General features: G+C 61.2%; 28 protein-coding genes. 10 read left to right on the top strand and 18 right to left on the bottom strand.

Going from position 1 to position 24,101, the window contains the following annotated elements; translation table 11 throughout:
• Positions 1-3 precede the first annotated feature (3 nt).
• Positions 4-273 carry a DUF6455 family protein gene (locus AC1D10_RS25850; protein ID WP_477276919.1) on the top strand — a complete coding sequence of 90 codons (270 nt, stop codon included), beginning with the start codon at positions 4-6 and terminating at the stop codon, positions 271-273.
• A 30-nt stretch (positions 274-303) separates the two neighbouring features.
• Positions 304-861 carry a hypothetical protein gene (locus AC1D10_RS25845; protein WP_477276917.1) on the top strand — a complete coding sequence of 186 codons (558 nt, stop codon included), beginning with the start codon at positions 304-306 and terminating at the stop codon, positions 859-861.
• Between the two features lie 233 nt (positions 862-1,094).
• Here AC1D10_RS25845 and AC1D10_RS25840 read toward each other — a convergent pair whose 3' ends face one another.
• From AC1D10_RS25840 to AC1D10_RS25830, 3 genes are all read right to left on the bottom strand, one after another.
• On the bottom strand, positions 1,095-1,793 hold the full coding sequence (locus AC1D10_RS25840; protein WP_477276915.1) for a CBS domain-containing protein: 699 nt from the start codon (positions 1,791-1,793) through the stop codon (positions 1,095-1,097).
• A gap of 133 nt (positions 1,794-1,926) precedes the next feature.
• Positions 1,927-2,394, bottom strand: coding sequence for a DUF2231 domain-containing protein (locus tag AC1D10_RS25835; protein WP_477276913.1), 468 nt, complete (start codon positions 2,392-2,394; stop codon positions 1,927-1,929).
• 119 nt (positions 2,395-2,513) lie between these two features.
• Positions 2,514-2,747: a hypothetical protein gene (locus tag AC1D10_RS25830; RefSeq protein WP_477276911.1), complete on the bottom strand. Its 234-nt coding sequence runs from the start codon at positions 2,745-2,747 to the stop codon at positions 2,514-2,516.
• A gap of 110 nt (positions 2,748-2,857) precedes the next feature.
• On the opposite strand from AC1D10_RS25830, the gene AC1D10_RS25825 reads away from it, so the two are divergent.
• The 3 genes from AC1D10_RS25825 to AC1D10_RS25815 are packed head-to-tail and all read left to right on the top strand — an operon-like array spanning position 2,858 to position 5,210.
• Positions 2,858-3,202: a PepSY domain-containing protein gene (locus tag AC1D10_RS25825; protein WP_477277381.1), complete on the top strand. Its 345-nt coding sequence runs from the start codon at positions 2,858-2,860 to the stop codon at positions 3,200-3,202.
• The gene (locus tag AC1D10_RS25820) at positions 3,202-3,867 is read left to right on the top strand and encodes a response regulator transcription factor (RefSeq protein ID WP_477276909.1); all 666 of its coding nucleotides are present in this window, start codon (positions 3,202-3,204) and stop codon (positions 3,865-3,867) included. Before AC1D10_RS25825 ends, AC1D10_RS25820 begins: the two co-directional genes overlap by 1 nt.
• On the top strand, positions 3,867-5,210 hold the full coding sequence (locus tag AC1D10_RS25815; protein WP_477276907.1) for an ATP-binding protein: 1,344 nt from the start codon (positions 3,867-3,869) through the stop codon (positions 5,208-5,210). The genes AC1D10_RS25820 and AC1D10_RS25815 overlap by 1 nt, the downstream gene beginning before the upstream one ends.
• 7 nt (positions 5,211-5,217) lie before the next feature.
• On the opposite strand, the gene AC1D10_RS25810 is transcribed toward AC1D10_RS25815, so the two are convergent.
• The 3 genes from AC1D10_RS25810 to AC1D10_RS25800 are packed head-to-tail and all read right to left on the bottom strand — an operon-like array spanning position 5,218 to position 7,776.
• Positions 5,218-6,729, bottom strand: a complete 1,512-nt coding sequence (locus tag AC1D10_RS25810; RefSeq protein ID WP_477276905.1) for an RnfABCDGE type electron transport complex subunit D — start codon at positions 6,727-6,729, stop codon at positions 5,218-5,220.
• Complete coding sequence (locus tag AC1D10_RS25805; RefSeq protein WP_477276903.1) at positions 6,726-7,448, bottom strand: FAD:protein FMN transferase; 723 nt, start codon at positions 7,446-7,448, stop codon at positions 6,726-6,728. The genes AC1D10_RS25810 and AC1D10_RS25805 overlap by 4 nt, the downstream gene beginning before the upstream one ends.
• 25 nt (positions 7,449-7,473) lie before the next feature.
• On the bottom strand, positions 7,474-7,776 hold the full coding sequence (locus AC1D10_RS25800; protein WP_477276901.1) for an FMN-binding protein: 303 nt from the start codon (positions 7,774-7,776) through the stop codon (positions 7,474-7,476).
• A 703-nt stretch (positions 7,777-8,479) separates the two neighbouring features.
• Between AC1D10_RS25800 and AC1D10_RS25795 the strand changes: the two genes are divergently transcribed.
• The 3 genes from AC1D10_RS25795 to AC1D10_RS25785 all read left to right on the top strand — a co-directional run bounded on the left by AC1D10_RS25795 (position 8,480) and on the right by AC1D10_RS25785 (position 10,074).
• The gene (locus AC1D10_RS25795; protein ID WP_477276898.1) at positions 8,480-8,998 is read left to right on the top strand and encodes a cytochrome b; all 519 of its coding nucleotides are present in this window, start codon (positions 8,480-8,482) and stop codon (positions 8,996-8,998) included.
• Between the two features lie 4 nt (positions 8,999-9,002).
• Positions 9,003-9,698 (top strand): VIT1/CCC1 transporter family protein, encoded by a 696-nt coding sequence (locus tag AC1D10_RS25790; protein WP_477276896.1) that lies wholly within the window; start codon positions 9,003-9,005, stop codon positions 9,696-9,698.
• Between the two features lie 160 nt (positions 9,699-9,858).
• The gene (locus AC1D10_RS25785) at positions 9,859-10,074 is read left to right on the top strand and encodes a DUF1858 domain-containing protein (RefSeq protein ID WP_477276894.1); all 216 of its coding nucleotides are present in this window, start codon (positions 9,859-9,861) and stop codon (positions 10,072-10,074) included.
• 3 nt (positions 10,075-10,077) lie between these two features.
• Here AC1D10_RS25785 and AC1D10_RS25780 read toward each other — a convergent pair whose 3' ends face one another.
• On the bottom strand, positions 10,078-10,779 hold the full coding sequence (locus AC1D10_RS25780) for a Crp/Fnr family transcriptional regulator (protein WP_477276892.1): 702 nt from the start codon (positions 10,777-10,779) through the stop codon (positions 10,078-10,080).
• A gap of 150 nt (positions 10,780-10,929) precedes the next feature.
• On the opposite strand from AC1D10_RS25780, the gene AC1D10_RS25775 reads away from it, so the two are divergent.
• Together AC1D10_RS25775 and AC1D10_RS25770 are read left to right on the top strand one after the other, a co-directional pair.
• Positions 10,930-11,367, top strand: coding sequence for a pseudoazurin (locus AC1D10_RS25775; RefSeq protein WP_477276890.1), 438 nt, complete (start codon positions 10,930-10,932; stop codon positions 11,365-11,367).
• A 105-nt stretch (positions 11,368-11,472) separates the two neighbouring features.
• Entirely contained in the window at positions 11,473-12,648 is a 1,176-nt protein-coding gene (locus tag AC1D10_RS25770; protein ID WP_477276888.1) for an NnrS family protein, read from the top strand.
• A 49-nt stretch (positions 12,649-12,697) separates the two neighbouring features.
• Here AC1D10_RS25770 and AC1D10_RS25765 read toward each other — a convergent pair whose 3' ends face one another.
• The 11 genes from AC1D10_RS25765 to ccoN all read right to left on the bottom strand — a co-directional run bounded on the left by AC1D10_RS25765 (position 12,698) and on the right by ccoN (position 24,030).
• A complete protein-coding gene (locus AC1D10_RS25765; RefSeq protein WP_477276886.1) occupies positions 12,698-13,567 on the bottom strand; it encodes an SUMF1/EgtB/PvdO family nonheme iron enzyme in 870 nt (289 codons plus the stop codon).
• Positions 13,568-13,619: 52 nt separating this feature from the next.
• Complete coding sequence (gene nirK / locus AC1D10_RS25760; RefSeq protein ID WP_477276884.1) at positions 13,620-14,726, bottom strand: copper-containing nitrite reductase; 1,107 nt, start codon at positions 14,724-14,726, stop codon at positions 13,620-13,622.
• Between the two features lie 446 nt (positions 14,727-15,172).
• Positions 15,173-15,874, bottom strand: coding sequence for a CBS domain-containing protein (locus AC1D10_RS25755; RefSeq protein WP_477276882.1), 702 nt, complete (start codon positions 15,872-15,874; stop codon positions 15,173-15,175).
• 64 nt (positions 15,875-15,938) lie between these two features.
• Positions 15,939-16,109 carry a cbb3-type cytochrome oxidase assembly protein CcoS gene (ccoS, locus tag AC1D10_RS25750; protein WP_140561960.1) on the bottom strand — a complete coding sequence of 57 codons (171 nt, stop codon included), beginning with the start codon at positions 16,107-16,109 and terminating at the stop codon, positions 15,939-15,941.
• A complete protein-coding gene (locus tag AC1D10_RS25745; protein WP_477276880.1) occupies positions 16,106-18,385 on the bottom strand; it encodes a cation-translocating P-type ATPase in 2,280 nt (759 codons plus the stop codon). Before AC1D10_RS25745 ends, ccoS begins: the two co-directional genes overlap by 4 nt.
• Positions 18,382-18,879 carry a FixH family protein gene (locus tag AC1D10_RS25740; protein WP_477276878.1) on the bottom strand — a complete coding sequence of 166 codons (498 nt, stop codon included), beginning with the start codon at positions 18,877-18,879 and terminating at the stop codon, positions 18,382-18,384. The genes AC1D10_RS25745 and AC1D10_RS25740 overlap by 4 nt, the downstream gene beginning before the upstream one ends.
• Positions 18,876-20,435, bottom strand: a complete 1,560-nt coding sequence (ccoG, locus tag AC1D10_RS25735) for a cytochrome c oxidase accessory protein CcoG (RefSeq protein WP_477276876.1) — start codon at positions 20,433-20,435, stop codon at positions 18,876-18,878. Before ccoG ends, AC1D10_RS25740 begins: the two co-directional genes overlap by 4 nt.
• Before the next feature lie 213 nt (positions 20,436-20,648).
• Positions 20,649-21,512: a cytochrome-c oxidase, cbb3-type subunit III gene (gene ccoP, locus AC1D10_RS25730; protein WP_477276874.1), complete on the bottom strand. Its 864-nt coding sequence runs from the start codon at positions 21,510-21,512 to the stop codon at positions 20,649-20,651.
• A 2-nt stretch (positions 21,513-21,514) separates the two neighbouring features.
• Positions 21,515-21,664: a cbb3-type cytochrome c oxidase subunit 3 gene (locus AC1D10_RS25725; protein ID WP_477276872.1), complete on the bottom strand. Its 150-nt coding sequence runs from the start codon at positions 21,662-21,664 to the stop codon at positions 21,515-21,517.
• Positions 21,665-21,676: 12 nt separating this feature from the next.
• Complete coding sequence (gene ccoO / locus AC1D10_RS25720) at positions 21,677-22,408, bottom strand: cytochrome-c oxidase, cbb3-type subunit II (RefSeq protein ID WP_477276870.1); 732 nt, start codon at positions 22,406-22,408, stop codon at positions 21,677-21,679.
• 11 nt (positions 22,409-22,419) lie between these two features.
• The gene (gene ccoN, locus AC1D10_RS25715) at positions 22,420-24,030 is read right to left on the bottom strand and encodes a cytochrome-c oxidase, cbb3-type subunit I (protein ID WP_477276868.1); all 1,611 of its coding nucleotides are present in this window, start codon (positions 24,028-24,030) and stop codon (positions 22,420-22,422) included.
• Positions 24,031-24,101: the final 71 nt, after the last annotated feature.

The raw sequence follows: 24,101 nt of genomic DNA, 5'->3' as shown, positions 1-24,101 counted from the left end.
AATATGAGCTTTCTCGATTACCTGATTTCGGTCGACGCCAGAACGGCTCTGATGGGTCGCATGATGCGGACGGTCGGCGTCGACAGACATTTGAAGGTCGTGGCAGACCATGCGGCAGTCACAAATCGGGCAGTGAACCGCTGCCGTTCCTGTGGGCATCAGGACGAGTGCTCGGCCTGGCTCGACGAACATCAGCAAGCCGAGAACCCGCCAGACTATTGCCGCAACAGCGACCTGATTGCACGACTGCAGCACGCAGCCGGCCAACGGTAGTGCATCGAGCAGATCAGCCTTGAGGACGTCATGACTTCAGTGGACGATCTGGTCTTTCTAGAAGCATTTCTGCTCTTTGTTGCACCGGGGCCCACCAACGCTCTTTTGATGGCGGGGTCGGTCAAACGGGCGAATGCGATCAAACTTTTGGCCGCTCAGGCATGTGGATACGGGATCGCATCCGCGTGCTGGTTTTCGCTGCGTCCCTTTGTGTCGTCGGATGCCATTCAGATACTGAGACTGGTTGCAGCCGGATGGCTCGTCATTCTTGGCCTACGTCTGATGACGAGCGCCGGGACCAACGCTTCCAAAAACGGTGATGCCATTTCTGTTGCGGCGACCAGCGCCCTGAACCCGAAGGCCTTTATTTACTGCCTGGCTATCGTGCCAATGAACATTGAACCGCGAGCGCTGGGAGCTTTCTGGATTGCACTCCTTATGACCACAGCTGCCACAGGATCGCTGTGGCTTTTGCTAGGCAGGCACTTTGGCGGCACAAAAAGGATGGCAGAAAGAGTTGTGGGCACGGCGCTTGTTGCATTCGCCCTGCTGCTCCTTGGACCATTGATGCCTCTGGTCGCGATCTGAGCGCGGTGAAGCCAGGGCGAACCGGCAGGTCACCTTGGCAATGGTGCCTCGCTGCAGATATCCCGCCAATCTGGCGACGAGCGCCCAAACGCAGGCGTGACGCGCCTTTGCCCCTTGAAAGCCGTGGCACCTGTAAGCGCTGACCTGTTTCGCTGGTGGGTCTATCGTGGATGCAACGTTGAAGCCCGCTGGCTCGGCAGTTCGCGACATCAACGGTGTCGCTCTTGCCACCGCTACGAAACAAGGATGACGGACACGGGATCTGCGCAGAAGAGAGCGTCCTCGACAGCTTTGACGCCGGCCACGTTTTCCGCCGCAACAATGGCGGCCTGGCGCTCACGTTCGTCGAAGATGGCACCGCTCAGTTTCGCTACGCCTTTGTTCACCTTCACGTTGATCAAGTCCTTACCGGCCCATTTCTGCATCGCTAGCTCGGTCATGATGTTTTGGCGAATCTGTTCGTCATCGATGACTGCAGGGGCTGCATCAGGAAGGACGCCGAGCAATGCCCGCAGAAGATCAGAGCGGGTGATGATGCCGACGACTTTCCCAGCGTCGACGACCGGAACGCGTTTGACATGGTGTCGCGTCATGAGCTCGACGACCTCGGCGAGCGATGCGGCAGGGGATGCCGTGACGACATCTTGCGACATCACCTCCTCGATCCGTCGCCCATTGGCGCGGACATATTCATCGGCCGCCTTTCCGGGGCTGAGGATAAACTCAAGCCAGCGCGAGCGCTTGCGCTCCGTGCCCAGTTCCCCGCGACGCAGGAAATCGCCCTCGCTGACGATCCCCACCAGGGTCCCGTCGCCGCGAATGACGGGCAAGCCGCTAATCCTTTTGAAGAGCATGGTCCCGGCCGCTTCAGCGATCGACGCGGACGGGTTTATGCCGACGACTGGTTTGCTCATTATGGCTGCGGCTTGCATGTTCGCTCTCCGGAGTTTCTCCAAACCTCCCGGCTTCTTAGGCTTCACATGCCCAAAGCGCCTTGATCTGAATCATTTTGCCATCGAGGCAAATGGTCCAAAGGTTGGCTCGCAAGTGACGGGCGCGTTCCCGTTAGCCAGCGATCGCGGCCTTGGCGACGTTCACGCCAAGCTCGTAGACAAGCAGTCCACCATAGTAGGCCGTCGCAGTGACCAGAATTGCTCCGCAAATTTCGATCAAAGGTATGGCGATCGTCACAGCCCGAAACTCGCGATTCCGGGCCCAAAGTGCGAGCCGCACCAGTCCCCAGATCAGGAAGGCAAAGGCAGTGATACCCCCCAGGCTCTCGTGGATTTCCGCGATATCGCTGCTGAAGCCGGCTGCTTCGGCGTGATCGAGGGCAAGACCGCCGAAGAACCAGGTCCCAATGGCAAACACTCCGGCAGCCAGGGCCACGAAGGTTGAGACCGTGCCGGCGCCCGATTTCCTGGTGACGGCTCTGCCACCGGCCAGCGCCACAAGGTCGATAACCACAAGCGTGTAGATCAGGACAATAGGAAAATGAACAAGAATGGGGTGGATGTGCTGAATGGGGACCACGAAAACTCTCCAGAAATTGGTTGGGACCTGGGACAATTGCCAGCCTTGCAGCGAGCTTTGGCCGACGACATTTGTGAGCGTTATGTGCTTTGACGGGCCACGCACTGCGAACGAGAGATCTAGTCGTTTTCGTCGGCCTCATCGCCCTGCCGGTCGTCACACGCATCGTCATCACCCTTGATGGCTTTCGGAGTGGTGGCGTCCTGCATCGGGATGGCCTGCAGGTCGATCGGGTTAGAGGGGTCAACGGACGATGGCGCCCCACATGATCCTTCGTCCGATTCGGCGGCCGCCGGCAGGGCAAAGATCGTGAGGCCTGCAAGTGCTGCAAGGACAAGCATGGAACTGCGCATGGTCTGGTATCCTTCTCGGCGCGGCCATGATTGGACGCGATAATGCCTTGATATGGACCCTTCGCTTGCTGCGGGCTGAGGATGATTGACAGCAAATTGAAAGCTTGAACGTGCGACATGCCTTGCCGATGAAAAGCCTGTTGATGCGTTTGGCGGTGCTGGGTCTCGCTGGACTGGTCCTGGCAATGCCTGTCGCTGCCCGTGCCGATGAGGACGATGACGGCGACCATGACCGGGCGCGGGATTTGTACGAGCACGGCGAAATCAAGGGCCTTGCCGACATACTGGACGTTGTCCGCGCCAAAGCCCCAGGCGATGTTGTTGCGGTCGATCTCATCCGCAACGCCAACAGATGGGTCTACCGGTTCCAGGTCGTCGGTGCCGATGGCCGGCGAAAGACCGTCGACGTCGACGCCGGAGCCGGTGTCGTCATGCGCGATGGGGAGGGCGACTGATGAAGATACTCCTCGCCGAAGACGAGCCCCGTATCGCTGCCGATATCGCGACCGCCCTCAAGGCGTCCGGAATGGCGGTCGATGTTGTAAAGGATGGTGAAGCCGCCTGGTTCGCAGGCGATGTCGAGACTTATGACGCCGCGATTCTGGATCTTGGATTGCCCAAGCTCGATGGCCTCACGATCTTGAAGCGGTGGCGGGCCAACGCCCGCCGGTTTCCGGTTCTGATCCTCACCGCAAGGGGGATGTGGACGGAGCGGGTCGAGGGCATCAACTCCGGTGCTGACGACTATCTTCCCAAGCCTTTTGAAATGGAAGAACTGCTCGCCCGGTTGCGCGCCATCCTGCGTCGCTCGGCAGGGCAGGCGGCACCGGTTCTGAGGTCCGGCCCGCTGCTTCTGGACACGCGCCAGATGCGTATATCGCTGCGCGGCATTCCCGTTTCCCTGTCGCCGCTGGAGTACCGGCTCCTGGCGTTTCTGATGCATCATGCAGGGCGGGTGGTGGCGCCGACCGAACTGGCTGAGCATCTTTACGATTCAGGCAACGACCGCGATCCGAACGCGATCGAAGTCATTGTCGCGCGATTGCGACGCAAGCTCGGCAGCGATGTCATCGAGACGAGACGCGGGTTCGGGTATCTGATGCCCGATGATCCCGCCTGATGGGCAACTCAATCCGCTTCCGGCTGTGGTTGGCGGCAACCATCTCGATTCTTGTCGCGCTCGGCATCGCCGGCGCCGGTTTGCGCTATCTGTTCGAACTTCACGTCGAGCGGCGCGTGGTGGGCGAGCTGACGGTCGACCTCAACGAATTGATCGGCGCAACGACTTTCACAAGCGATGGCCGCCTTGTGGTGACCCCGGTGCTGACCGACCCACGGTTTGCCAATCCACTGTCCGGTTACTACTGGCAGGTGGAGGACATCGCCACAGGCAGCCTTGAGCGTTCGCGATCATTGTGGGACGCCAAGCTGCTCCTGCCCGCCCGGAGCGCAAGTGGTGGGCTGCCAACGGTCGAGGAGTTCACGGGCCCGGGCGGAGAACTCACTATTGCGGTCGAGCGCACGATCATCGATGCCGGAGGCCGCTCCTTTCGTGCCATCGTGGCGGAAGATCATCGAACCGTTGAGGTGTCTGTAAGCGAATATGTTCGCGACCTTGCCCCGGCTCTCCTGATGCTCGCTGCAGTTCTCATGGCCGCGTTTTTCATCCAGATCACCATCGGCCTTGCACCGCTGGAGACCTTGCGGGTCGCCGTCGGAAGCGTGATTGCGCAGCGAACGGCGCGGCTCGATGTGGTGGCACCAAGCGAGGTGCAGCCGCTCGCTGAGGAAATCAATCGTCTTCTCGATGCGCAGGAGAAGGCTCTCGCTCGGGCGCGCTCGCGCGCCACCGATCTGGCGCACGGCCTCAAGACGCCGCTGCAAGTTCTTTCGGCCGACATCCGCGCGTTGAGAAAAAAAGGCGAGACGGATCTGGCCGACGAGATCGAGAAGAGCACCGGCGCGATCCGCCGCCATGTCGAGCGGGAGCTGGCGCGCGCCCGCCTCGCGCCCGGAGTCTCGGGCAAGGCATCCTGTGGGGTGTCGGACGTCGCGGCTGGCGTCGTTGCCGTCGTCAAACGGACGCCAAGCGGCAGGCAGCTTTCTTTCACGATGGGGGTCGCGGAAGATCTGCTGGCGCCAATCGACGAAGGCGACCTGTCGGAAATCCTCGGCAATCTGGTCGAGAACGCCGCCCGGTACGCAAAGTCGTCAGTCCGTGTCGATGCCTCCGCAACCGCCGGCGAGGTAATCGTCACTGTCGCGGATGATGGCCCGGGCATAGCGGATGCCGATCGCGAGTCCGCCTTGTCGCGTGGCGTCCAGCTCGACAGCAAGGGCGGCAGCAGCGGCCTTGGCCTGGCCATTGTTTCCGACATCGTCGAAGCCTATGGCGGACGCCTTGCCATGGCCAACGCCGATCCGGGTCTGGTCGTGAGCATTTCCTTGCCGCGACACAGTTGAGCGTGCTTCAGGCAAAACCCGGGAAGTAGTCGACCTTTATCTTCGAGCGGCGAACGCCCATGGCCAGCAGTTTCTGACGCAGCGCCTTGACCATCGCTTGCGGGCCGGAAATGTAGAAGGTGCGCTCGAGATAGTCGGGCATAGTCAGACGTATCAGGCGCTCGTCGATGTAGCCGGCATACTGGCCCCGCTCCGTGCCGCGCGCCACTGCATGCACGGTCTTGATGCCAAGCTCTTGCCTGGCGGCGGCGAGCACGTCGCGATAGGCGATGTCGCCCTGGCTCTCGGTTCCGTACAGAACGATGATCGGCCGCGCCTCCTGCCGGTCCAGCAGATATTGCAGCATCGAGCGGAACGGCGTGATGCCGATGCCTCCGGCCAGGAAAGCGATCTTGGTTTCACGCTGGGCGGGCAGCGTGAAATTGCCGGCCAGTTGCGCGGCGTGGATCGTGCTGCCTGGCTTCATGGTCATCAGTTCGCGCTTGAAGGCACTTGATTGCGGGTAGAACTTGACGCCGAGGCGGATCGTTTCCTCCGTCGGCGCCGAGGCGACCGTGAAATAGCGGCGGTTGCCGCGATTGTCGGCACGATCGAGGCCAAGCGTCCATTCGAGATACTGGCCGGCCTCAAAGGCGAGCTTGCGCGGCGACCGGAAGATGAAGTCAAAGCTGTCGACAGCCGATTGCTCGATGCGTTCCAAAGTCAGCACGAAGCGTCCCTTGGGACCCGCCGCATAGGCAAACAGGTTGCCGGTGAGCAGCGCCAGTTCCGGCGTGAAATAGAACGAGCCGATATGGATGTTGGGAGCAAACAGAAAGCCGACGATGGCGGCAAAGGCGATGCGCGGCCATCGCATCGTCGGTGCCGTCAGCGGCTCTGTCAGCATCACAAAAGCAAAAAACAGCAGGGGCGACGAGCCCAGTGTCTCCGCAAGTGCGGTCCCGTACTGCGACGGGTCGCTGGTTGCCAGAATGGTCGCCAGCGCCACGACAACGAAGGTCGAGACAAGATCAGGCCGGCGCAGTTTCCGCACAATGAGCATGCCACCAACCAGCACGAGTGGAAGCAACGGCAGATTGCCGCCAATCCACCAGGTGGCGGGTTGGTCGAGCAACAGCCCGGATAACGCCACGCCGAGCGCAGCCGGATTGAAGAGGTGCTTCCGGCCGATGGCGAGAATGAATTTGGACGAAATCGCCCAGACGGACGCGAATGCCACTGCCGCGATCCCCTCGATGTCGGTGGTGGCTACCGGATCGAGGATGAGCGCAAGGATGAGCGCGGTGATATAGACGGACTCGTTGTTGGCGGGGACTGCGAAGACATGCGCAAAGACCTTGTTGGCGAGCCAGCAGGCGGCCAGCGCAAGGGCTGTCGTGAATGCAAGCGCAACCGGATCATGCGGCACCAGCTTGGCGAAGCCGAGCACGAACGCGGCGCCGACCAGCGTCATCAGATAGTAGAGGACCAGCCTGTACATGGTCAGGTGATCGAGAAATCGATCGATGGTTTTGATCATGGCAGGCAAAGGGCTCCGAACCCGGTTGTCGGTGTGGCGCGGCCGTTGGTGTCTATGACATAGCCCTCCAGGCCGGGCGTCTGCTCGATGAAGAGAATGCCGTCCCGGCCCATGGCAAAGGCGGCAGTGGCGAAACGATCGGCTTCGAGCACATCGGCGCCGATGACGGTCAGGCTGACGATGTCCTGGATCGGACGGCCAAGCCCATGCGGGTTGTAGATGTGTTGACCCCGCACATAGGTTCCAGACGTCGCCACTCCGCGACCACGGGGATAGACGACCTTTACGATCTCATGAGCGTTGAAGGGATTGCGGATGCCGACGCTCCAGTCCTGGCCCGAGGCATTCTTGCCGCTGGACTGGACGTCGCCTCCCGCCTCGATGAAGAAATCGCGGATGCCGGCTCGCTGAACGATGGCTGCCGCGTTGCGGATGGCCCAGCCCTTGACGATGCCGGAAGGATCGAGCGACCCGTCGGGCTTGCGAATATCGAAGTATCCGTCCGTCTCGTCATGCGTCTGCCGCGCGAGAGCAAACACTTCGGCCATCTCGCCGCTCCATTCGACGACGGGGGCGTCGCCGCGGTTGATGGCCATGATCTCGCTGTCGGCCCGGTATGTGCTGAAGCGCCGGTCGATATGCTCGAAATACCCGAAGACCGTCTCGATCAGCTCAGCGCCCGACGCGCCGCCGACGTCGACCGTAATGGGCATTCCCATCAAGATACGCGTTTCACGCATGGACCTAGGACGACGCCTTCTTCAGCGCGCCGCGCAGCGACTGGATAAAGGCCCTGCTGGTCAGCGTCGCACCCGAAATAATGTCGACATTGGCGCTTTGGGCGCGGATCGCTTCGTCGCGCAGCATGGGCAGCGCCTGCCTGTTGATATTGATGGAGGTGCGGCGATCGGATGGGTATTTCAGCACCTTCAGCGCCGTAAGCTGCCCACCCTGTACGAGGGCTTGAATCTGGATAATGCCGTAATAGGCATCGGCGGGCGGGCCGGTGTAGACGCCGTCGGCATAGCCCTGTGTGGCGACCTTCATACCCACCGGGACAAGACGCGCGGGCGCATCCGGATATGCCGGCCTCGGCTGGGGGACTGGTATGTAGACGGCGGGAGTTATGGCGAATGAAGGCGTTGACAACGCGGGATCGGTGACAGCCGGCGCCACAGGCTGCTCCGTTGGCATTGGCGATGGTTGGGGCGCGACCGGAACTACTGTCTGCTTGAACGGATCATCTGGCCGTTCGGCGGGAACTGCTATGCCCGCCGTCGTTTCCCTGCCAATCGGAAACCTTGTTCTGAACCGAGGGTCGAGCGCCGGCAAAATCCGAGACATCGGCGCCGCCACGGTGGGCGCCGGCTCCGCCGACTGCGCGTCGGGCTCCTTTGGCGCGTTGGCCGGCAGCGCTGAGCCAAGCATGTCAGATGAGCCAAGCATATCGTTTGCCGGTTCTTGGCCGGCTTGATCCCAGACGTAAGCGCCAGAGGTGGCGATGACGAAAAGTGACAGGGCAATCTGTTTCATCGCAATTGTGTTTCCACGTTGAATCTCGCACGGCGATCCATCTGGTCGTCCGCTTCGGATGCAATATCCCACGACCAAGCTGACAACTGGCTGTCAGCCGAGGTCGAGCTGCAAGGGGTCGCGAAAGCTCAAGGGGAAGGCAAATTGACTTGTCCTAGATCAAGATCGTCGCATAAGCAGCGAGGTAGGAAGGTTCTCTCAAGCGAGGTAGCTGCCTATGACTGTTGCCAACGAGCCCGCCGGATACACCGGAACCCAGATAGTGCTGCATTGGACCATCGCGGTGCTGATCGTTCTGCAGCTTATAATCGGTGAAGACATCAAGCCGGCTTATCGGGCGTTCTCGCGCGGTACCGAGCCGGCAGCTGGCGACATCTTCAACGCAAACATTCATGTCTATGTCGGTCTGGCAGTATTGGTGCTGGCGATCTGCAGGTTTGCGCTACGTCTCCGGCATGGCGTGCCGGAGGCGCCGCCCGAAGAAAGCGCCCTGCTGAAGCGGATTGCCGCGGCCGCCCATTTCCTGCTGTATCTTTTCATCTTCGGGATGCCGATTACCGGGGCGCTGGCTTGGTACTTCAGCTTTCGGGCGATGGGCGAGATTCACGAACTCGCCAAGCCGGTGATCATCATTGTCGTCGGCCTCCATGCCGCAGCGGCGCTGTGGCAACATTTCTATGCGAAATCGGATGTGCTGGTCAGAATGCTGCGACCTGCCGGACGGCGCGCGCGGTGATGACATGAGCCGGCTGCACAATGAAAACCATCTCGTATCGCGCGTCGGCTGGCTGCGCGCCGCCGTGCTCGGCGCCAATGACGGCATCGTCTCGACGGCCAGCCTGATCGTTGGCGTGGCGGCCGCCAATGCCGCGGCCTCCAATGTTCTGGTGGCTGGGGTTGCCGGACTGGTCGCCGGTGCGATGTCGATGGCGGCCGGCGAATATGTCTCGGTCAGTTCGCAGTCCGATACCGAACAAGCCGACCTTGCCCGCGAGAAGGGGGAGCTGGCGACGCAGCCGGACTTCGAGCGACAGGAGCTTGCGGAGATCTATGTCAAACGTGGCCTGGAGCCAACGCTGGCCTTGCAGGTCGCCGACCAGTTGATGGCCAAGGACTCGCTCGGCGCCCACGCTCGTGACGAGCTCGGTATTTCGGAAGTGACTACAGCCAGGCCAATCCAGGCCGCGCTGACCTCCGCGGCTGCATTTTCGGTTGGCGCGGCCATGCCATTGGCGATGGTGTTTGTTTCGCCGGCCGCCTGGCTTGCCGCAACGGTGTCTGTTGCCTCACTCCTGTTCCTGGCGGTTCTGGGCGCTATTGGGGCCAAAGCCGGCGGCGCCAATGTGTTGAGGGCAACTGTTCGCGTCACCTTCTGGGGGGCGCTGGCAATGGCGCTGACCGCCGGTATTGGTGCCGTCGTTGGTACTGCCATCTGACGGTCCTGCGACCTTAATCCCGGCCCTTCCCATGGGCGCTTGTCGTACCCCAAATAATCCCGCCAGGATTCAACGCCAGTTCTGTGAAGTTGCGAAAGCGCAACGAAGGCGGCGCGCACAGGATATATCACGGGGCTTCGCAAATCGCGGAGACCCTATCGTGAAGGAACTCAGTTCGATCGGTCGGAACATGGTTGTCGACGAGATCATGAGAAAATGGCCGGCAACGGTGGCAGTCATGCTGAGCTACAGGATGCTTTGCGTTGGCTGCCCGATCGGCACTTTCCATACGGTGGCCGAAGCATGCCGCGAACATCGGATCGACGAGACCCGCTTCATTTTGGACCTGGAATCGGCTGTTCGAGGAGAACGGTGAGGATCACCTCTTGCCCCGGTTCTCGGCCAGAACCACAAGGCGATGCGCATCCTTCACGGTGACTTTCTGGCGCCCGCTGACAACTATTCCGTTGTCTTCCCACTTGCTAAGCAGGCGGCTGACGGTGTGCAGCGTCGTTCCCGTCATCTCGGCAATGTCTTGCCTTGAAATCGGGAAATCGATTTCGATGCCGTTGTCGGTCTTTCGGCCGGTTTGGTTTGCCAATCGCAACAAGGCATGCGCGACCCGCTGCTCCACCTGCTCCGTGGACATTTCCATCACCCGTGTCTGGGTCTCCTGCAGCCTGGCTCCCACCGTCCTGTAGGTGGTTGCCCCAAACGCCGGAAACCGTCGCGCCAGCTCCGGCCAAAGAGCGTTGGGCCAAGCCAGCGCCACGCAGTCGACCGCCGCGATAGCGCTGGCGGGATAGGTCGTCCGGCCAAGTGCTGCGGCGACACCAAAAATTTCGCCTTCGCTGATGTATCTGGCGATGATCTGCTGCCCATCCGGCGTGGTGCGGACGACGCGTATGTGGCCGGAGATCAGCACGAAAAACGAATGGGCCTCGGTTTCCTGCTCGAAGATCGCCGAGTCCTTGGCGTAGCGTGACGATCGAGCGCCTTTGAGTATCTCGCTTTGCTCCTGGGGTGCCATCCCCTGGAAGAGCGGCAGCTGCGATATCAGCGATCGGTCCAGCGCAACCAAGCGGATTCCTCACAGGCCTACAGTCCGCACCAATCGTGCGGCAACCCTTTCTTATCCCGAGTTTGCGCCAGCGCAAATTGTCCCCGGCCGCATTGGGCTAAATGGCATGGAACGGCGCAACGCCGCCAAGACGAAACAAAGGACAAATCGATGAAATTCTCCATCCTCGCTGCAGCAATCTCCATCCTGGCGCTCTCCAGCGGCGCAAGCGCGGAAGAGCATGTGGTGCAAATGCTCAACAAGGGCGAAAAGGGCGCAATGGTTTTCCAGCCGGCCTTCGTCAAGGCGGCACCTGGCGACACCGTCAAGTTCGTGCCGACCGACAAGGGCCACGATGCGGAGTCGATCAAGGGAATGATCCCGGATGGTGCCGAGCCTTTCAAGGGAAAGACCAACGAGGAAATCACCGTCACGCTGACGAAGGAGGGCGTCTACGGTGTCAAATGCGCGCCCCATTACGGCATGGGCATGGTCGCACTCATCGTTGTCGGCAAGCCGGTCAACCTCGATGCCGCCAAGGCGGTCAAGCACGCGGGCAAAGCAAAGACGGTGTTCGCCGACCTGTTCACCCAGATTCCCGCCAACTGACCAGAAATCGAATACAGCCATGCCTGCCGCATGAAACGGCAGGCGCGGGCCGGTTGGACCGAGGACGGCGGTTCATCCGGCCCCGTTCATTTGAGGATGCAAGTCATGGGGATTCCCCGCCTTCGAGCCTACACCGGGCCCGCATTTCTTTCGTATGGGTTCAGGCCCTTCTTCTTCCTCGGGTCGCTTTATGCCGCGCTCTCAATTCTGCTTTGGCTGCCGATGTATGCGGGCGAACTCGATGCTCATAGTGTTTTTGCTCCCGTCGACTGGCACATCCACGAGATGCTGTTTGGCTATCTGCCGGCGATCGTCACCGGGTTCCTGCTGACCGCCATTCCCAACTGGACCGGCCGGCTGCCCGTGCAAGGCCTGCCGCTGCTGACGCTGGTTGTCCTGTGGCTTGCCGGCCGCATCGCTGTCTTCTTCTCGGCGGATATCGGCTGGCAAACAGCCGCTGTGATCGATGGCTCTTTTCTGCTTGCGGTCGCCGCGGCGGCGGCACGCGAGATCGTCGCCGGGCGCAACTGGCGCAACCTCAAGGTGCTGCTGCCGCTTGCCGTTCTGGCGTGCGGCAACGGCGCTTTCCATATCGAGGCGCACCTCGAAGGAACATCCGATATCAGCCGCAGGCTCGGCATGGCTGCGGCGATCATGCTCATCTCGCTGATCGGTGGGCGCATCATTCCGAGCTTCACCCGCAACTGGCTCGTCCGCGAAAATCCCGGAAGGCTTCCCGCGCCGTTCGATCGTTTCGACATCGCATCGCTTGTCATCTCAGCCATTGCGCTGGCTGCGTGGACGCTCGCTCCCGATCACGGAGTGTCGGCAACGCTCGTGGCCGTCGCGGCAGTCTGCCAGGCATGGCGTCTGTCGCGTTGGGCTGGCGAGCGCACATTGCGGGATCCGCTGGTGCTGGTTCTGCATCTTGCCTACGCCTTCGTGCCGATCGGTCTTGCCCTGGTATCGGCGTCGATCTTCTTTCCCGATGCCGTGCCGGCGGCGGCAGGACTTCACGCGCTCGGGACTGGCGCGGTGGGCTCAATGACACTTGCCGTGATGACCCGCGCGACGCTTGGGCACACCGGGCAAAAGCTCAAGGCTGGGAAAGGCGCCTCGTTCATCTTCGTGACCGTCCTTCTGGCGGGATCATTGAGAATCCTGGCCGCCTTTGTGCCCTATGGCGTGGTGATCGACATGGCCGGCACCGCATGGGTGGCGGCATTTGCAAGCTTCATCCTGATCTACGGAACCGCGTTGATGACGCCAAAGGCACAGTGAGGCGACGGGAGAGCAGGCGAAACGCGATGAAGCGGACGCTTCTGTTTTTTCACGCAATGCCGAGGTAGCCGAGGAAACGGTTCGCCCATCCTCGATGGTCCCGGACCAGCCTGAATCCAAGATTGTCGGGAGGTGTGCCAACGGCGCAGCCACCGCTTTTCCCGTCGCCGACGAAGTTCGACATGTACGCCCTGTGAAGCCCTTCAAGGACGTGGACGCCGCAATTGTCGACCGAACTCACGACATCGGTTCCATCCGCGGCCAACGTGGTGCGGACATAGCAGGTCGAAGTCCACTCCCAGACGTTGCCGGAAAAGTCGGCGAGGCCTAAGGAATTCACACCAAAGGAGCCACGGCTCCTGGGCAAGGGGTCCGGTTTGCGATTGAGGTCCACCTCGGCCTTGTAGCTGGTGAGCCAACGCCTGGCGGGATTGTTGGCATCGTTTTCGACACCCTCAAATTCTCCTGCGAACCGCTCGGCCGCGGCAAACGCCCACTCCTCATCAGAAGGCAGCCGCCAGTCGTCGCCTGTCGCCTTCGAATACCATTGGGCGTAGGCATTGGCGTCGAGATAGCTCACTCCGGTAGCGGGAGCATCGGCCGCGATCGCGCGCGTCTCCTGTGCCGGCTGACAGCCGCCAGCCGCCACACAGTCCGCATAGTCGGACACACTGACCTGATAGGTCATGATTTCGATGGGTTCATTGAACTGTCGGCTGAGACGGGGATTCGCTTGCGGGCGTCCATTCCTCAGGAACTCGCCCGGCAGGGGATAGGTGATCGAACCGGCGGCCAAGGTAACTGTCGTGGCGGCGGGGTGGGACTGTCGATGTCCGTTCCGGCTGATAGCGGACAAGCCCATCGGAACCGTTGCGGCCGCCACGGCGACCGAGACAACCTTCAGGATGAAAAGAGACATGGCTTTTGTCCATGCCCGGACAGCGACGCTGTCCGGGTAAATTGGAGTGCCGTCAGTTGGTGGCTATGGGTTTGGGCGCCTCGACCTGCGTCATCAGATCGTCATCCCACTCGCCTTCGACCATGAAGTGAGCGGTCGCTCCGAGTTCCACAGCCTCGATCAGATTGTGATTGACGTAGGCGTAGACACCCGGCTGCAGGAACGTATAGAGCGCCGAGCCCGCCGAACCTCCGCGGATGAACCAGGTTTCCAGATCCTTGGCCGGCGGATTGGCGAATTTTCCTTGTTCCCAGACATAGTCACCGTGTCCACCGATGAGGTGTGGCCGCGTATCGCGGTTGGCCTGTGAATGGACGATCAAGACGGTTTCGCCGACCTTGGCTTTCATGGCGTTGTCACCGGTCAGGGATCCGACCTTGCCGTTGAACACGACATGCGTCGGGATCAGGCCACGCATGACCTTGACGATGTCGTCGTAGCCGTCGCCGGCCGATTCGTAGCTCTTGAAATTGCCCTTCTCGTCGCGCGGAATATAGAAGTCGCTCTCGCCGATGTAGAAGATCTTGTCGTATTTGACCGGCTCGCCCTTGTCGTTCCTGAGCCCGTCGCGCGGCAGCACCATGATTGCGCCGTTCATGCCGGAGACGACGTGCCACGGGATCATCGGACCACCGGGCGCGCAGTGATAGACGAACGTTCCTGTTCGCGTTGCCTTGAAGCGCAGTGTCACCTGTTCGCCGGGATTGACCAAGGTGAGCGCGCCGCCGCCCAGTGCGCCGGTCGCAGCGTGGAAGTCGATGTTGTGGGCAAGCGAGTTGGTGTCGGGGTTGATCAGCGTCAGTTCGACATAGTCGTCCTGGTGCACGACCATCAGCGGGCCGGGGATCGAGCCGTCATAGGTCATCGCATTGAGCTTCGTGCCATCGGCATCGATGACGACAGGCTTTTCCTCGATCGTCATGGTGAACTCGAGGATCTTCGGTCCGCTCTTGGCGATCTGATCATGCGGATGGACGAAAGGCGGTGCCACGAGCTGGATCTTTTCGCGGGGGAGCCCCTGAATGTCTGCCTTTGTAACCGTTGCCGAAAATGCCGGCAGTGCCGTCACGGCGGCAGCGCCAATGGCTGCTCCGAAAAGGGCCTCGCGTCGCGTGATCATGTCAGTCTCCTGTCTTTCTATTGTTGCAGATGAGTAGAAGCTATCTGACCTGACGCAGCGTTTCTTTGCGCTGGCGCAAATTGGCGGATGTTAATCGGGGAAACAACAGCCCTCGGATGGGTTCAGTCTTGTGAGCCAAGTTCGATATGCTGCAGTTTTGGTGTCGCATCTTTCTGCAAGCCTGCGCAGTCACTGGCGGCTCTCTGAAGATCAGCCGCCGGTATTGTCTTACAGATAGATCTGAATTCGCTCGGTGGCCAAGGCCACCAAGACAGAGGGCAACGGCCATCGCATTTCCGTCAGGGCGGGCGCCTGCCGACAGCGTGCTCGCCAAGCATGAAGGGCGCTATACGCCGCAGGAACTCGCCAACGGCCTCACGTCCAAGCGATGTAGGAAGCGAGCAGAACCCAACAGGACTCTGCTTTGCGTCCCCGCTTTTCCGCAACTACGAAACCATCATCACCGAGAGCGGATCTGTACGGAGGAAGAGGCTGTCCTTGACTTGTCCGACGCCGGCAACGTTCTCCGCCGCAACGATCGCAGCTTTCCGTTGACGCTCGTCGACAATCGCCCCCGTCAGTTCGACGACGCCATCGCTGACCCTAACATCAATCAAGTCACGACCACTCCACGATTGTCCCTGCAGTTCGGCAAGTATCGCATTGCGGATCAGGTCGTCATCGAGTGACGTGGTGTCCTGTTTCGGCATTGCGCGGATCAGGACAGGCAGCAAATCAGTTCGCGTGATGATGCCGACGACCCTTTCCCGATCGACAATCGGCACATTGTTGATGCGGTGTTGCATCATCAAGTTGACAATATGTGCAATCGAGGCGCCTGGAGCCGCCGAAATGACGGCTGTGGTCATCACCTCATGGATGATCCGTCCGTTCGAGTGCGCATAGTCATCGGCGATTGTGCCCGGGCCAAGATCAAACTCCAGCCAGCGTGGCCGCACACGCTGAGTCCCAAGTTCTTCTCGGCGCAAGAAGTCGCTTTTGCTTACAATGCCAACCAGGGCACCGTCGCTCTCGGTTACCGGGAGGCAGCTGACTTTGTTTGAAAGCATGAGCTCGACCGCTTCGGCGATCGTTGCGTTCGCATCCGTCGTGATGACTGGCTTCGTCATGATGGCTTCGGCTTGCATCCTACCCTCCTGATTTTCTTCGGAAGACGATGGGACATCCCGACCCGCAGCGCTTTGATCTAAGTCACTTGGAACGAGGAGCATTCTCGGCGCCGTCGTCGCGTTCGATGAGAATGCGCTCTGCCGCGCCATCGAGATCGTCGTACTGGCCGCTTCTCAACGCCCACAGGAAGCCGGACAGGCCGAGTGCGCCAAGGAATAGCGCTACCGGAATGAGATAGGCGAGCGTCGTCATGAGGATTGGGCCAAGGCGCCGGCCCGCACGGGCCTGTCCTGCCGTGCAATTGCGGGCGACGCACCCGTCGCGAAGCCTTGCAGGCGCATGGCATTTCCGATCACGAGCAATGACGACGCAGACATCGCGATCGCCGCGATAAGGGGGGTAACGTGGCCCAGAATGGCGATCGGCACCGCAACGGCATTGTAGACGATGGCTATGGCGATATTCTGCCGGATCAGGCTTCCCGCCTTGCGCGAGACGCTCAGGGCAAGGGGCACCGCCAGAAGGCTTTCGCGCAGGAATACGAAATCCGCCGCGTTGCGGCCAATGTCGGCGGCGGTGGCCGGTGCGATCGAGACATGGGCCGCGCTCAGCGCCGGCGTGTCATTGAGGCCGTCGCCAACCATTAGCACTCTGTGCCCGTCTCTCGCCAGGCTCTCGATGCGTTCGACCTTGCCGGACGGCAGCAGGCAGGGAACGAAGTCGTCGACACCCAGCATTTTCGCGACTTCGCCACAGGCGCCTGCCGTATCGCCCGATAGCATTTCCACGGAAACGCCAGTACGGCTCAATTGCTCGACCGTCGCCCTGGCGTCGGCGCGCAGCGCGTCCTCGAAATCGAAGGTGGCGACAATGAACCCATCTTTTGTCAGCACCGTTCCGCCATAGCCATGCTTGCCCTCGCCACCGGTCCGGGCCTTCCATCCAGCCCATCCGCGGCGACCCAGCCGCCAGGTGCTTCCGGCGGCGGTGGCTTCGATCCCGAAACCCGGGTGCTCGGTCACTCTATCGAATTTGTGCTGGCTGCTGCAGACGGCAATGGCCTTTGAATATGGATGGCGCGAATGCGCTGCCAGGTCGGCAGCGACGGCCAGCATGGTGGGATCGATCGAGGCCGCATTGATGAGCCGAGGCTGTCCGAGCGTGAGCGTTCCGGTCTTGTCGAACACCGCCGTGTCGATTGTCGCCAGGCGTTCCATGGCCGAGCCGTCCTTGACCATGATGCCGTTCTCGAACAGGCGCCGCGCTGCAACCACCTGAACGATTGGAACGGCGAGGCCAAGCGCGCAGGGGCACGTGATGATGAGAACAGCGATGGCGATCGTCATCGCCCGGTGCCAGTCGCCAGTCACCGCCATCCAGCCTAGGAATGTCGCGAAGGCGGTGAGATGAACCACCGGCGCATAGAGCGCTGAAACACGATCGGCGATCCGGCGATAGTGCGCGCGACCGCCCTCCGCGGCTTCCATCAGCCGAACCATTTCCGCCAGGAACGAATTCTTGGCGGCAGCTGTCGCCTCGATCGTCAGCGAGCCGGTGAGGTTGAGGACACCGGCCTGCACGGTTTCACCTGGCGCAACGTTTCGCGGCGTGCTTTCGCCAGTGACCAGCGAGCAGTCCAGATCCGACGCCCCATGAATGATCTTGCCGTCGACGGGGATTCTCTCGCCGGCTGCAATGAGCAGCTGCATCCCTGGTTCGATCTCGCCAACCGGCAAATAGTCCCGTGCGCCGTCGCCGCGCAGCACCATGGCGCCGCGCGCGGCCAACTGTGACAGGCCCTTTACTGCGGTCCGGGCGCGCTCGCGCATCACGTGATCGAGCGTGCGACCGATCAGGAGGAAGAACAGCAGCGATACCGACGCGTCGAAATAGGCGTGGTCGCCATGGGTGATCGTCTCATAGAGGCTCATGGCGTAGGCCAGCGACACGCCGACAGCGATAGGCACGTCCATGTTCATGCGGCCGTGGCGCAGCGCATTCCGCGCCGACTTGAAGAAGATGCCGCCGGCGAAGGCAAGGGCGGGGATGGCGATCAGTGCCGAGACCCAATGGAACAGGTCGCGCGTGGCGCCTTCGGCGCCGGACCAGACCGATACCGAGAGCAGCATGATGTTGCCCGCCGCAAAGCCGGCAACGGCGACGGCGCGGATGAGCTCCGACAGCGTCTTGTCCTTTGACTCCGTGTCGGCTTCGAACAGATGTGCCTGGTAGCCGAGGCGCCCGAGCGCAGCGACGAATGGCGGAACCTCGTCGCCGCGCCAGCGGATGGAGACTCGCCTCGTTGACAGGTTGACGCGAGCGGCCTCGACGTGATCGAGTTTTCCCAATGCTGTTTCGATCGTCTGTATGCAGGCGCCGCAGTGAACAGTCGGTACCGACAGGTCGGTCTGATGAAGGTCGTCGCCAAGCGATCGACTCGCCAGCTTGACCTCCTGGCTTGACGGCAGGACTGAAGCGGCGCTGACCAGATCCAGCGCCATTTCAGCGCCCGGTGCACAGCAGCTCATTTCAGCGCTCCATTGGAAATCATGATCCTGCGCACGTCGCGATAAGGTCTTGCCAGGCCGGCATCGGCGTTGATTTCGATGATCCAGACACCATCCCTTGGCATGTGCTGTGCTGCGAAGTCCTGGCCCGAGGCGAGGGCGAGCGTGACGGACTCATCCTCTTTCTCGTATGCCGGATGGCGAAACAGGACCTGCACGCCATGCAGGGGCACCGGCTTGCCGGTGGCGTCGGTGAGGCCATAGCGAACTTCACCCCAGGCGATGGTCAAGTTGCCGGTCCAGCCGAGGGCTGCCTGCGCACGCCCTTCTTCAGCCTTCTTGTTGAATTGCTGGCTCGCCACATAGGTATTTTCGACGACAAGGCCGGTCCAGCTTGTGTTGGCAAGCGTCGCCATCGTCAGATTGACCGCGATGACCACGCCAAAAAAAGCAAGGATGATGGCCAGCATGTGCCTGCCGGTGAATTCGCGGGGTTTTCGCGTGGTGGCGTTCATCTGGCGATCTCCGGCGCGTTGAAGGTGGCGGTGTATTCGTTGGACTCGAAGCTGACCTTGTCTTCGACCCGGAACGTGAAGGTCTGCGCCTGGCCATGAATCTGGTCGGCGGGCAGACTCACGAAAACCTTCAACATCTTCAGCCGGTCGGGTTCGACCTGGACCGCAAAGGAGCGACCTGCGGGGAGGTCGACGCCAACGATGCTCATCCCTGCGCCTGGCAAACCTCCAAGGGTGACGATAATCGTTCTTGGTTCGGGGATCATGTTCAGCAGCTTGACGGTGTAGCCATTGCGGATCGAGCCGTGGGAGAGCGTTACGAACTGCGGGTTGCGATCGTGCAGGACATTGATCTCGAGGCGGTCGCGCGTCAGCAGCGAAAAGAGCAGGCCCAGTCCGATCAGCGACCACATAGCCATGTACACATAGGTGCGTGGCCGAAAGATCTTGCGGATATGGAAATGCGCTACCCTGTCTGAAAACAGACCGTCATCCGTCCTGACCAGCGCCGGATTGACCGAACCGGCGCCGTCCGCGGTCGCCAGCATCATGTTGGCGTTGTAGTCGGAAAGCGTCGCGTAGGAGATCAGCCCGCGCTCCTTGCCGAGCTTGTCCATGACGCCGTCACAGGCGTCGATGCACAGCGCGCAGGTTATGCATTCGAGCTGCTGACCGTCGCGTATGTCGATCCCCATCGGGCACACCGCGACACAGGCATTGCAGTCGACGCAATCGCCGACCGGCTGCCCTGCGGCCTGGACCTTCTTGGCATGACGTGTGCGCGGTTCGCCGCGCCAGTCATTATAGGTGACGGTTAGCGAACTTTCATCGAGCATGGCTGCCTGGATGCGCGGCCATGGGCACATATAGGTGCAGACCTGCTCGCGCATCAGCCCGCCGAACGTGTAGGTCGTCGCCGTCAGTACGGCGACGGTGATGTAGGCGACAGGCGCTGCCGTGCCGGTGAAGAGTTCGCCCACCAGCGTCGGCGCATCGGCGAAATAGAAAATCCAGGCGCCACCAGTCGCCGCGCCTATGACCAGCCAGATGGCGTGTTTCGATACCCGCAGCACAAGCTTACGGGTGGTCCAGCGACCAGCATCAAGCTTGATACGAGCGTTACGGTCGCCCTCGATCGCGCGCTCGACGACCAGAAACAGATCGACCCATACGGTCTGTGGGCATGTATAGCCGCACCAGGCACGGCCGACGGTCGACGTGATCAGGAAAAGACCGACGCCGGCCATGACCAGAAGGCCAGCCACATAGTAGAATTCCTGCGGCCATATCTCGATGAAGAAGAAGTAGAAGCGCCGGTTGGCGAGGTCGAGCAGCACGGCCTGGTCCGGTGCAAACGGACCCCGATCCCATCGCAGCCACGGCGTGAGATAATAGATACCCAGCGTGATCGCCATCACGATCCATTTGAATTGGCGAAAATTGCCCGAGGCGCGCTTGGGAAAGATTTTCTTGCGCGCGGCATACATTGGCTGGCGCACTCGGGCGGAGTTGACCGCCTCGGCTTCGAGCCGTTCTACCTGCGTATTGTCCAGCACCGGTATCTCCAGTCGCGCAGCTTCTCATGTCGCCGGGGCAATCGGCCTGATTCTCTCAGGCAGCTATGCCAAGCGTTTGCGTGGACTTTGCCGCCGACCGGATTGCGCCGCGTTGATGCAGGTCAATCGGCGCCTACACGCCAACAGATCGAGGCCCGGCAGAGCCGGGCCTCGTCGCTTGAGCGGTGAAGGGCAGGGAATAGGCTCCCCTTCCTATTCCCCACCGCCAAGCGAATGCACGTAGACCGCCAGTTCCTTGACCTTAACGTCGCCCAGGCGTCCGCCCCAGGCCGGCATCACGCCCTGTTTCGGTGCGCGGACCTGCGCGGCAATGGCTGTTTCGCCGGAGCCATAGAGCCAGATCGCATCGGTCAGATCGGGAGCTCCGAGTTCCTTGTTGCCTTTTGCGTTGTCGCCATGACAGGCCACGCAATTTTCGGCAAAGACTTTGGCACCAGGCTCGATCAGACTGGCGTCCTGGACCTTGCCGGAGAGGCTAGCGATGTAGGCACTGACCTGGGCGATCTGGTCAGCGGGAATGATGTCACCAAAGGCCGGCATTTCCGACAGGCGTGAATCCGGGTCGGACGCAAAACGGATGCCGTGCGTGATCGTCTGCTGGATCTGCTCGGCCGTGCCGCCCCACAGCCAGTCGTCGTCGTTGAGGTTGGGGAATCCGGCCGAGCCCTGGGCGCCCGAGCCGTGGCACTGCACGCAATTGAGCTTGAACGCGGCACCGCCGGCAGCGACGGCGAATTCGCGCAAGGTATCGTCCGCGGCAATCTCCGAAACGGTCTTTGACTCTACCGCCGCGACATATTTGCCCTTCGCGACTTCGGCCGCGGCCAGTTCGTTATTGACCTCGTTGCGGCTGGAATAGCCGAGCACGCCCTTGGTGGCCGAGTGCAGCAGCGGCCATGCCGGGTAGGCGATGGTGTAGCCGATGGCCCAGACCACGGTGATGTAGAATGTCCAGACCCACCAGCGCGGAAGCGGGTTGTTCAATTCGCGAATGCCATCCCACTCGTGGCCGGTGGTCGAAACACCAGAGATCTCATCGATGTGCTTGTCGCTCATGATCACTCGTCCTCAAGGGGAATCCGGGCAGCTTCATCGGCCAGCGCGCGGCTGCCGGGGCGGAGCGCGAAGGCAACCGCCCCGACAAAGAACAGCGCCATGGCGACCAGGCCCCAGCTGTCAGCGAACTCCCGCATCAAATTGTAATCCATCGATAAAACTCCTCAGCGGTAGCCGGCGGCTTCGTCGTAATTCTTAAAATCGACCAGCGTGCCCAGCATCTGCAGGTAGGCGACCAGCGCATCCATCTCCGTCACCTGTTGCGGATTGCCGTCGAAGTCGCCGATCTTGGCCTTGGGATAGCGGGCCTCAAGGCCGGACGTGTCGGCATTTGGGTCCGCCTGCGCCATCAAATCGGCATTGGCGTTAACGACCATGTCCTCGGTGTAGGGGACGCCCACGCGCCTGTTGGCGACCAGATGCGTCGAGAAATCCTTCACCGCGATCGGCTTGTCCTTCAGAAAGCCATAGCTCGGCATGATCGATTCCGGCACCACGGACCGTGGATCCATCAGGTGTTCGACGTGCCACAGATTGGAATAGCGGTCGCCAACCCGGGCGAGATCCGGTCCGGTGCGCTTCGATCCCCACTGGAAAGGATGATCGTACATCGACTCGGCCGCCAGGCTGTAATGGCCATAGCGCTCGACCTCATCACGGAACGGCCTGATCATCTGGCTATGGCAGAGGTAGCAGCCCTCGCGCACATAGATGTTTCGCCCGGCAAGTTCGAGCGGTGAGTAAGGCCGCATGCCTTCCACCTTCTCGATCGTGTTATCGAGATAAAAGAGCGGCGCGATCTCGACGATGCCGCCGACCGTCACCACAAGAAGGGAGCCGACGAGAAGAAGCGTAGCGTTCTTCTCGATCAGTGCGTGTCTGTCCATCAAGCCCATTTTCTGGCTCCTTATTCGGCAGGCTGAAGGGCGGGAACGGAGCCGGCCATCGGCTCCTCCTCGCGCTGGTATCCAAGGATCGTCATGGTGATGTTCCAGGCCATGATCAGGGCGCCGGACAGGTACATGGCCCCGCCGATGGCGCGCATGACATAGTAGGGGTGCATGGCTGCCACGGTTTCGGCGAAGGAGTAGACCAGGAAGCCCTGCTCGTCGTATTCGCGCCACATCAGGCCCTGCATGATGCCGGACACCCACATGACGGCGGCGTAGACAACCATGCCGAGCGTCGCCAGCCAGAAGTGCCAGGTGACCAGCCGGAGCGAGTAGAGACGTTCACGATTCCACAGCTTCGGCACCATGAAGTAGATTGCGCCGAAGGAGATCATGCCGACCCAGCCCAGCGCACCGGAGTGCACGTGGCCAATGGTCCAGTCGGTATAGTGCGACAGCGAATTGACCGTCTTGATCGACATCATCGGACCTTCGAAGGTCGACATGCCGTAGAAGGCGATCGCCATCACCATCATGCGGATGATGGGATCGGTGCGCAGCTTGTCCCAGGCGCCCGACAGCGTCATCAGGCCGTTGATCATGCCGCCCCATGACGGCATCCACAGCATGATCGAGAACACCATGCCGAGCGTCTGCGCCCAGTCGGGCAGGGCGGTGTAGTGCAGGTGATGGGGCCCGGCCCAGATATAGAGAAAGATGATTGCCCAGAAATGGACGATCGACAGGCGGTAGGAATAGACCGGCCGGTTCGCCTGCTTGGGCACGAAATAATACATCATGCCGAGGAAGCCGGCGGTGAGGAAGAAGCCGACGGCATTGTGGCCGTACCACCATTGCGTCAGGGCGTCCTGGACCCCGGAAAACGCGGAGTAGCTCTTGGAGCCGAGGAAGGACGCCGGCATCGACAGGTTGTTGATCACATGCAGCATCGCGATGGTGACGATGAAGGAGAGGTAGAACCAGTTGGCGACGTAGATGTGCGGTTCCTTGCGCTTCAGGATCGTGCCGAGGAACAGGATGAGATAGGCGACCCAGACAATGGTCAGCCAGATGTCGACATACCACTCGGGTTCAGCATATTCGCGGCTCTCGGTGATACCGAGCAGGTAACCGGTCGCTGCCATGACGATGAAGAGCTGGTAACCCCAGAACACGAACCAAGCGAGATCGCCGCCGAACAGCCGCGCGCGGCAGGTGCGCTGCACGACATAGAGAGACGTGCAAAGCAAAGCATTGCCGCCGAAGGCGAAGACGACCCCGGATGTGTGCAGTGGACGCAGGCGGCCGAAATTGAACCAGGGCTGGATGTTGAGATCTGGGTAGGCAAGCTGCAGCGCGATGACCACGCCGACCAGCATGCCGACGACACCCCAGAACATGGTGGCGATGGTGCCGTAGCGGACAGGCCCATCCATATAGGCGGCAGGGTCGATCGGAGCGGCAGCTTCAAAACTCGTGTTGCGGAGGAGGATGGCGACAAAGCCGAGCAGCACAAAAAACAGCACCCACATATGCTGCCGGAAGGGCTCGTCCACCCCGAAGCCGGCGGCCACAAGAGCTGCGAACGTGAACAGGCTCAAAGCGAAGATTTGAGTGCCGAACTTCATGAGATGTCCCCGACCCGGATTGTGATGCGCGGACGCCAATCCGCGTCGACACCAATTCCGCAGTCGCCGCC

The sequence above is a fragment of the Mesorhizobium sp. P2_A8 genome (assembly GCF_056404935.1).
The sequence above is the reverse complement of the archived record's forward strand: the minus strand, read 5'-3'. Positions and strand labels throughout refer to the sequence as shown.

Bases quoted from the DNA above. Each gene is read 5' to 3' on its own strand.
- AC1D10_RS25830 (WP_477276911.1), bottom strand. From the start codon at position 2,747: ATGCGCAGTTCCATGCTTGTCCTTGCAGCACTTGCAGGCCTCACGATC.
- AC1D10_RS25810 (WP_477276905.1), bottom strand. From the start codon at position 6,729: ATGATCAAAACCATCGATCGATTTCTCGATCACCTGACCATGTACAGG.
- AC1D10_RS25770 (WP_477276888.1), top strand. From the start codon at position 11,473: ATGGGGATTCCCCGCCTTCGAGCCTACACCGGGCCCGCATTTCTTTCG.
- AC1D10_RS25840 (WP_477276915.1), bottom strand. From the start codon at position 1,793: ATGCAAGCCGCAGCCATAATGAGCAAACCAGTCGTCGGCATAAACCCG.
- AC1D10_RS25745 (WP_477276880.1), bottom strand. From the start codon at position 18,385: ATGAGCTGCTGTGCACCGGGCGCTGAAATGGCGCTGGATCTGGTCAGC.
- AC1D10_RS25850 (WP_477276919.1), top strand. From the start codon at position 4: ATGAGCTTTCTCGATTACCTGATTTCGGTCGACGCCAGAACGGCTCTG.
- AC1D10_RS25800 (WP_477276901.1), bottom strand. From the start codon at position 7,776: ATGAAGGTCGCCACACAGGGCTATGCCGACGGCGTCTACACCGGCCCG.
- nirK (WP_477276884.1), bottom strand. From the start codon at position 14,726: ATGATCACGCGACGCGAGGCCCTTTTCGGAGCAGCCATTGGCGCTGCC.
- AC1D10_RS25740 (WP_477276878.1), bottom strand. From the start codon at position 18,879: ATGAACGCCACCACGCGAAAACCCCGCGAATTCACCGGCAGGCACATG.
- AC1D10_RS25775 (WP_477276890.1), top strand. From the start codon at position 10,930: ATGAAATTCTCCATCCTCGCTGCAGCAATCTCCATCCTGGCGCTCTCC.
- ccoS (WP_140561960.1), bottom strand. From the start codon at position 16,109: ATGACGACGCTCGCCTATCTCATTCCGGTAGCGCTATTCCTTGGCGCA.
- ccoO (WP_477276870.1), bottom strand. From the start codon at position 22,408: ATGGGCTTGATGGACAGACACGCACTGATCGAGAAGAACGCTACGCTT.
- ccoP (WP_477276874.1), bottom strand. From the start codon at position 21,512: ATGAGCGACAAGCACATCGATGAGATCTCTGGTGTTTCGACCACCGGC.
- AC1D10_RS25820 (WP_477276909.1), top strand. From the start codon at position 3,202: ATGAAGATACTCCTCGCCGAAGACGAGCCCCGTATCGCTGCCGATATC.
- AC1D10_RS25805 (WP_477276903.1), bottom strand. From the start codon at position 7,448: ATGGGAATGCCCATTACGGTCGACGTCGGCGGCGCGTCGGGCGCTGAG.
- AC1D10_RS25790 (WP_477276896.1), top strand. From the start codon at position 9,003: ATGAGCCGGCTGCACAATGAAAACCATCTCGTATCGCGCGTCGGCTGG.
- AC1D10_RS25765 (WP_477276886.1), bottom strand. From the start codon at position 13,567: ATGTCTCTTTTCATCCTGAAGGTTGTCTCGGTCGCCGTGGCGGCCGCA.
- AC1D10_RS25845 (WP_477276917.1), top strand. From the start codon at position 304: ATGACTTCAGTGGACGATCTGGTCTTTCTAGAAGCATTTCTGCTCTTT.
- AC1D10_RS25815 (WP_477276907.1), top strand. From the start codon at position 3,867: ATGGGCAACTCAATCCGCTTCCGGCTGTGGTTGGCGGCAACCATCTCG.
- AC1D10_RS25795 (WP_477276898.1), top strand. From the start codon at position 8,480: ATGACTGTTGCCAACGAGCCCGCCGGATACACCGGAACCCAGATAGTG.
- ccoN (WP_477276868.1), bottom strand. From the start codon at position 24,030: ATGAAGTTCGGCACTCAAATCTTCGCTTTGAGCCTGTTCACGTTCGCA.
- AC1D10_RS25725 (WP_477276872.1), bottom strand. From the start codon at position 21,664: ATGGATTACAATTTGATGCGGGAGTTCGCTGACAGCTGGGGCCTGGTC.
- AC1D10_RS25755 (WP_477276882.1), bottom strand. From the start codon at position 15,874: ATGCAAGCCGAAGCCATCATGACGAAGCCAGTCATCACGACGGATGCG.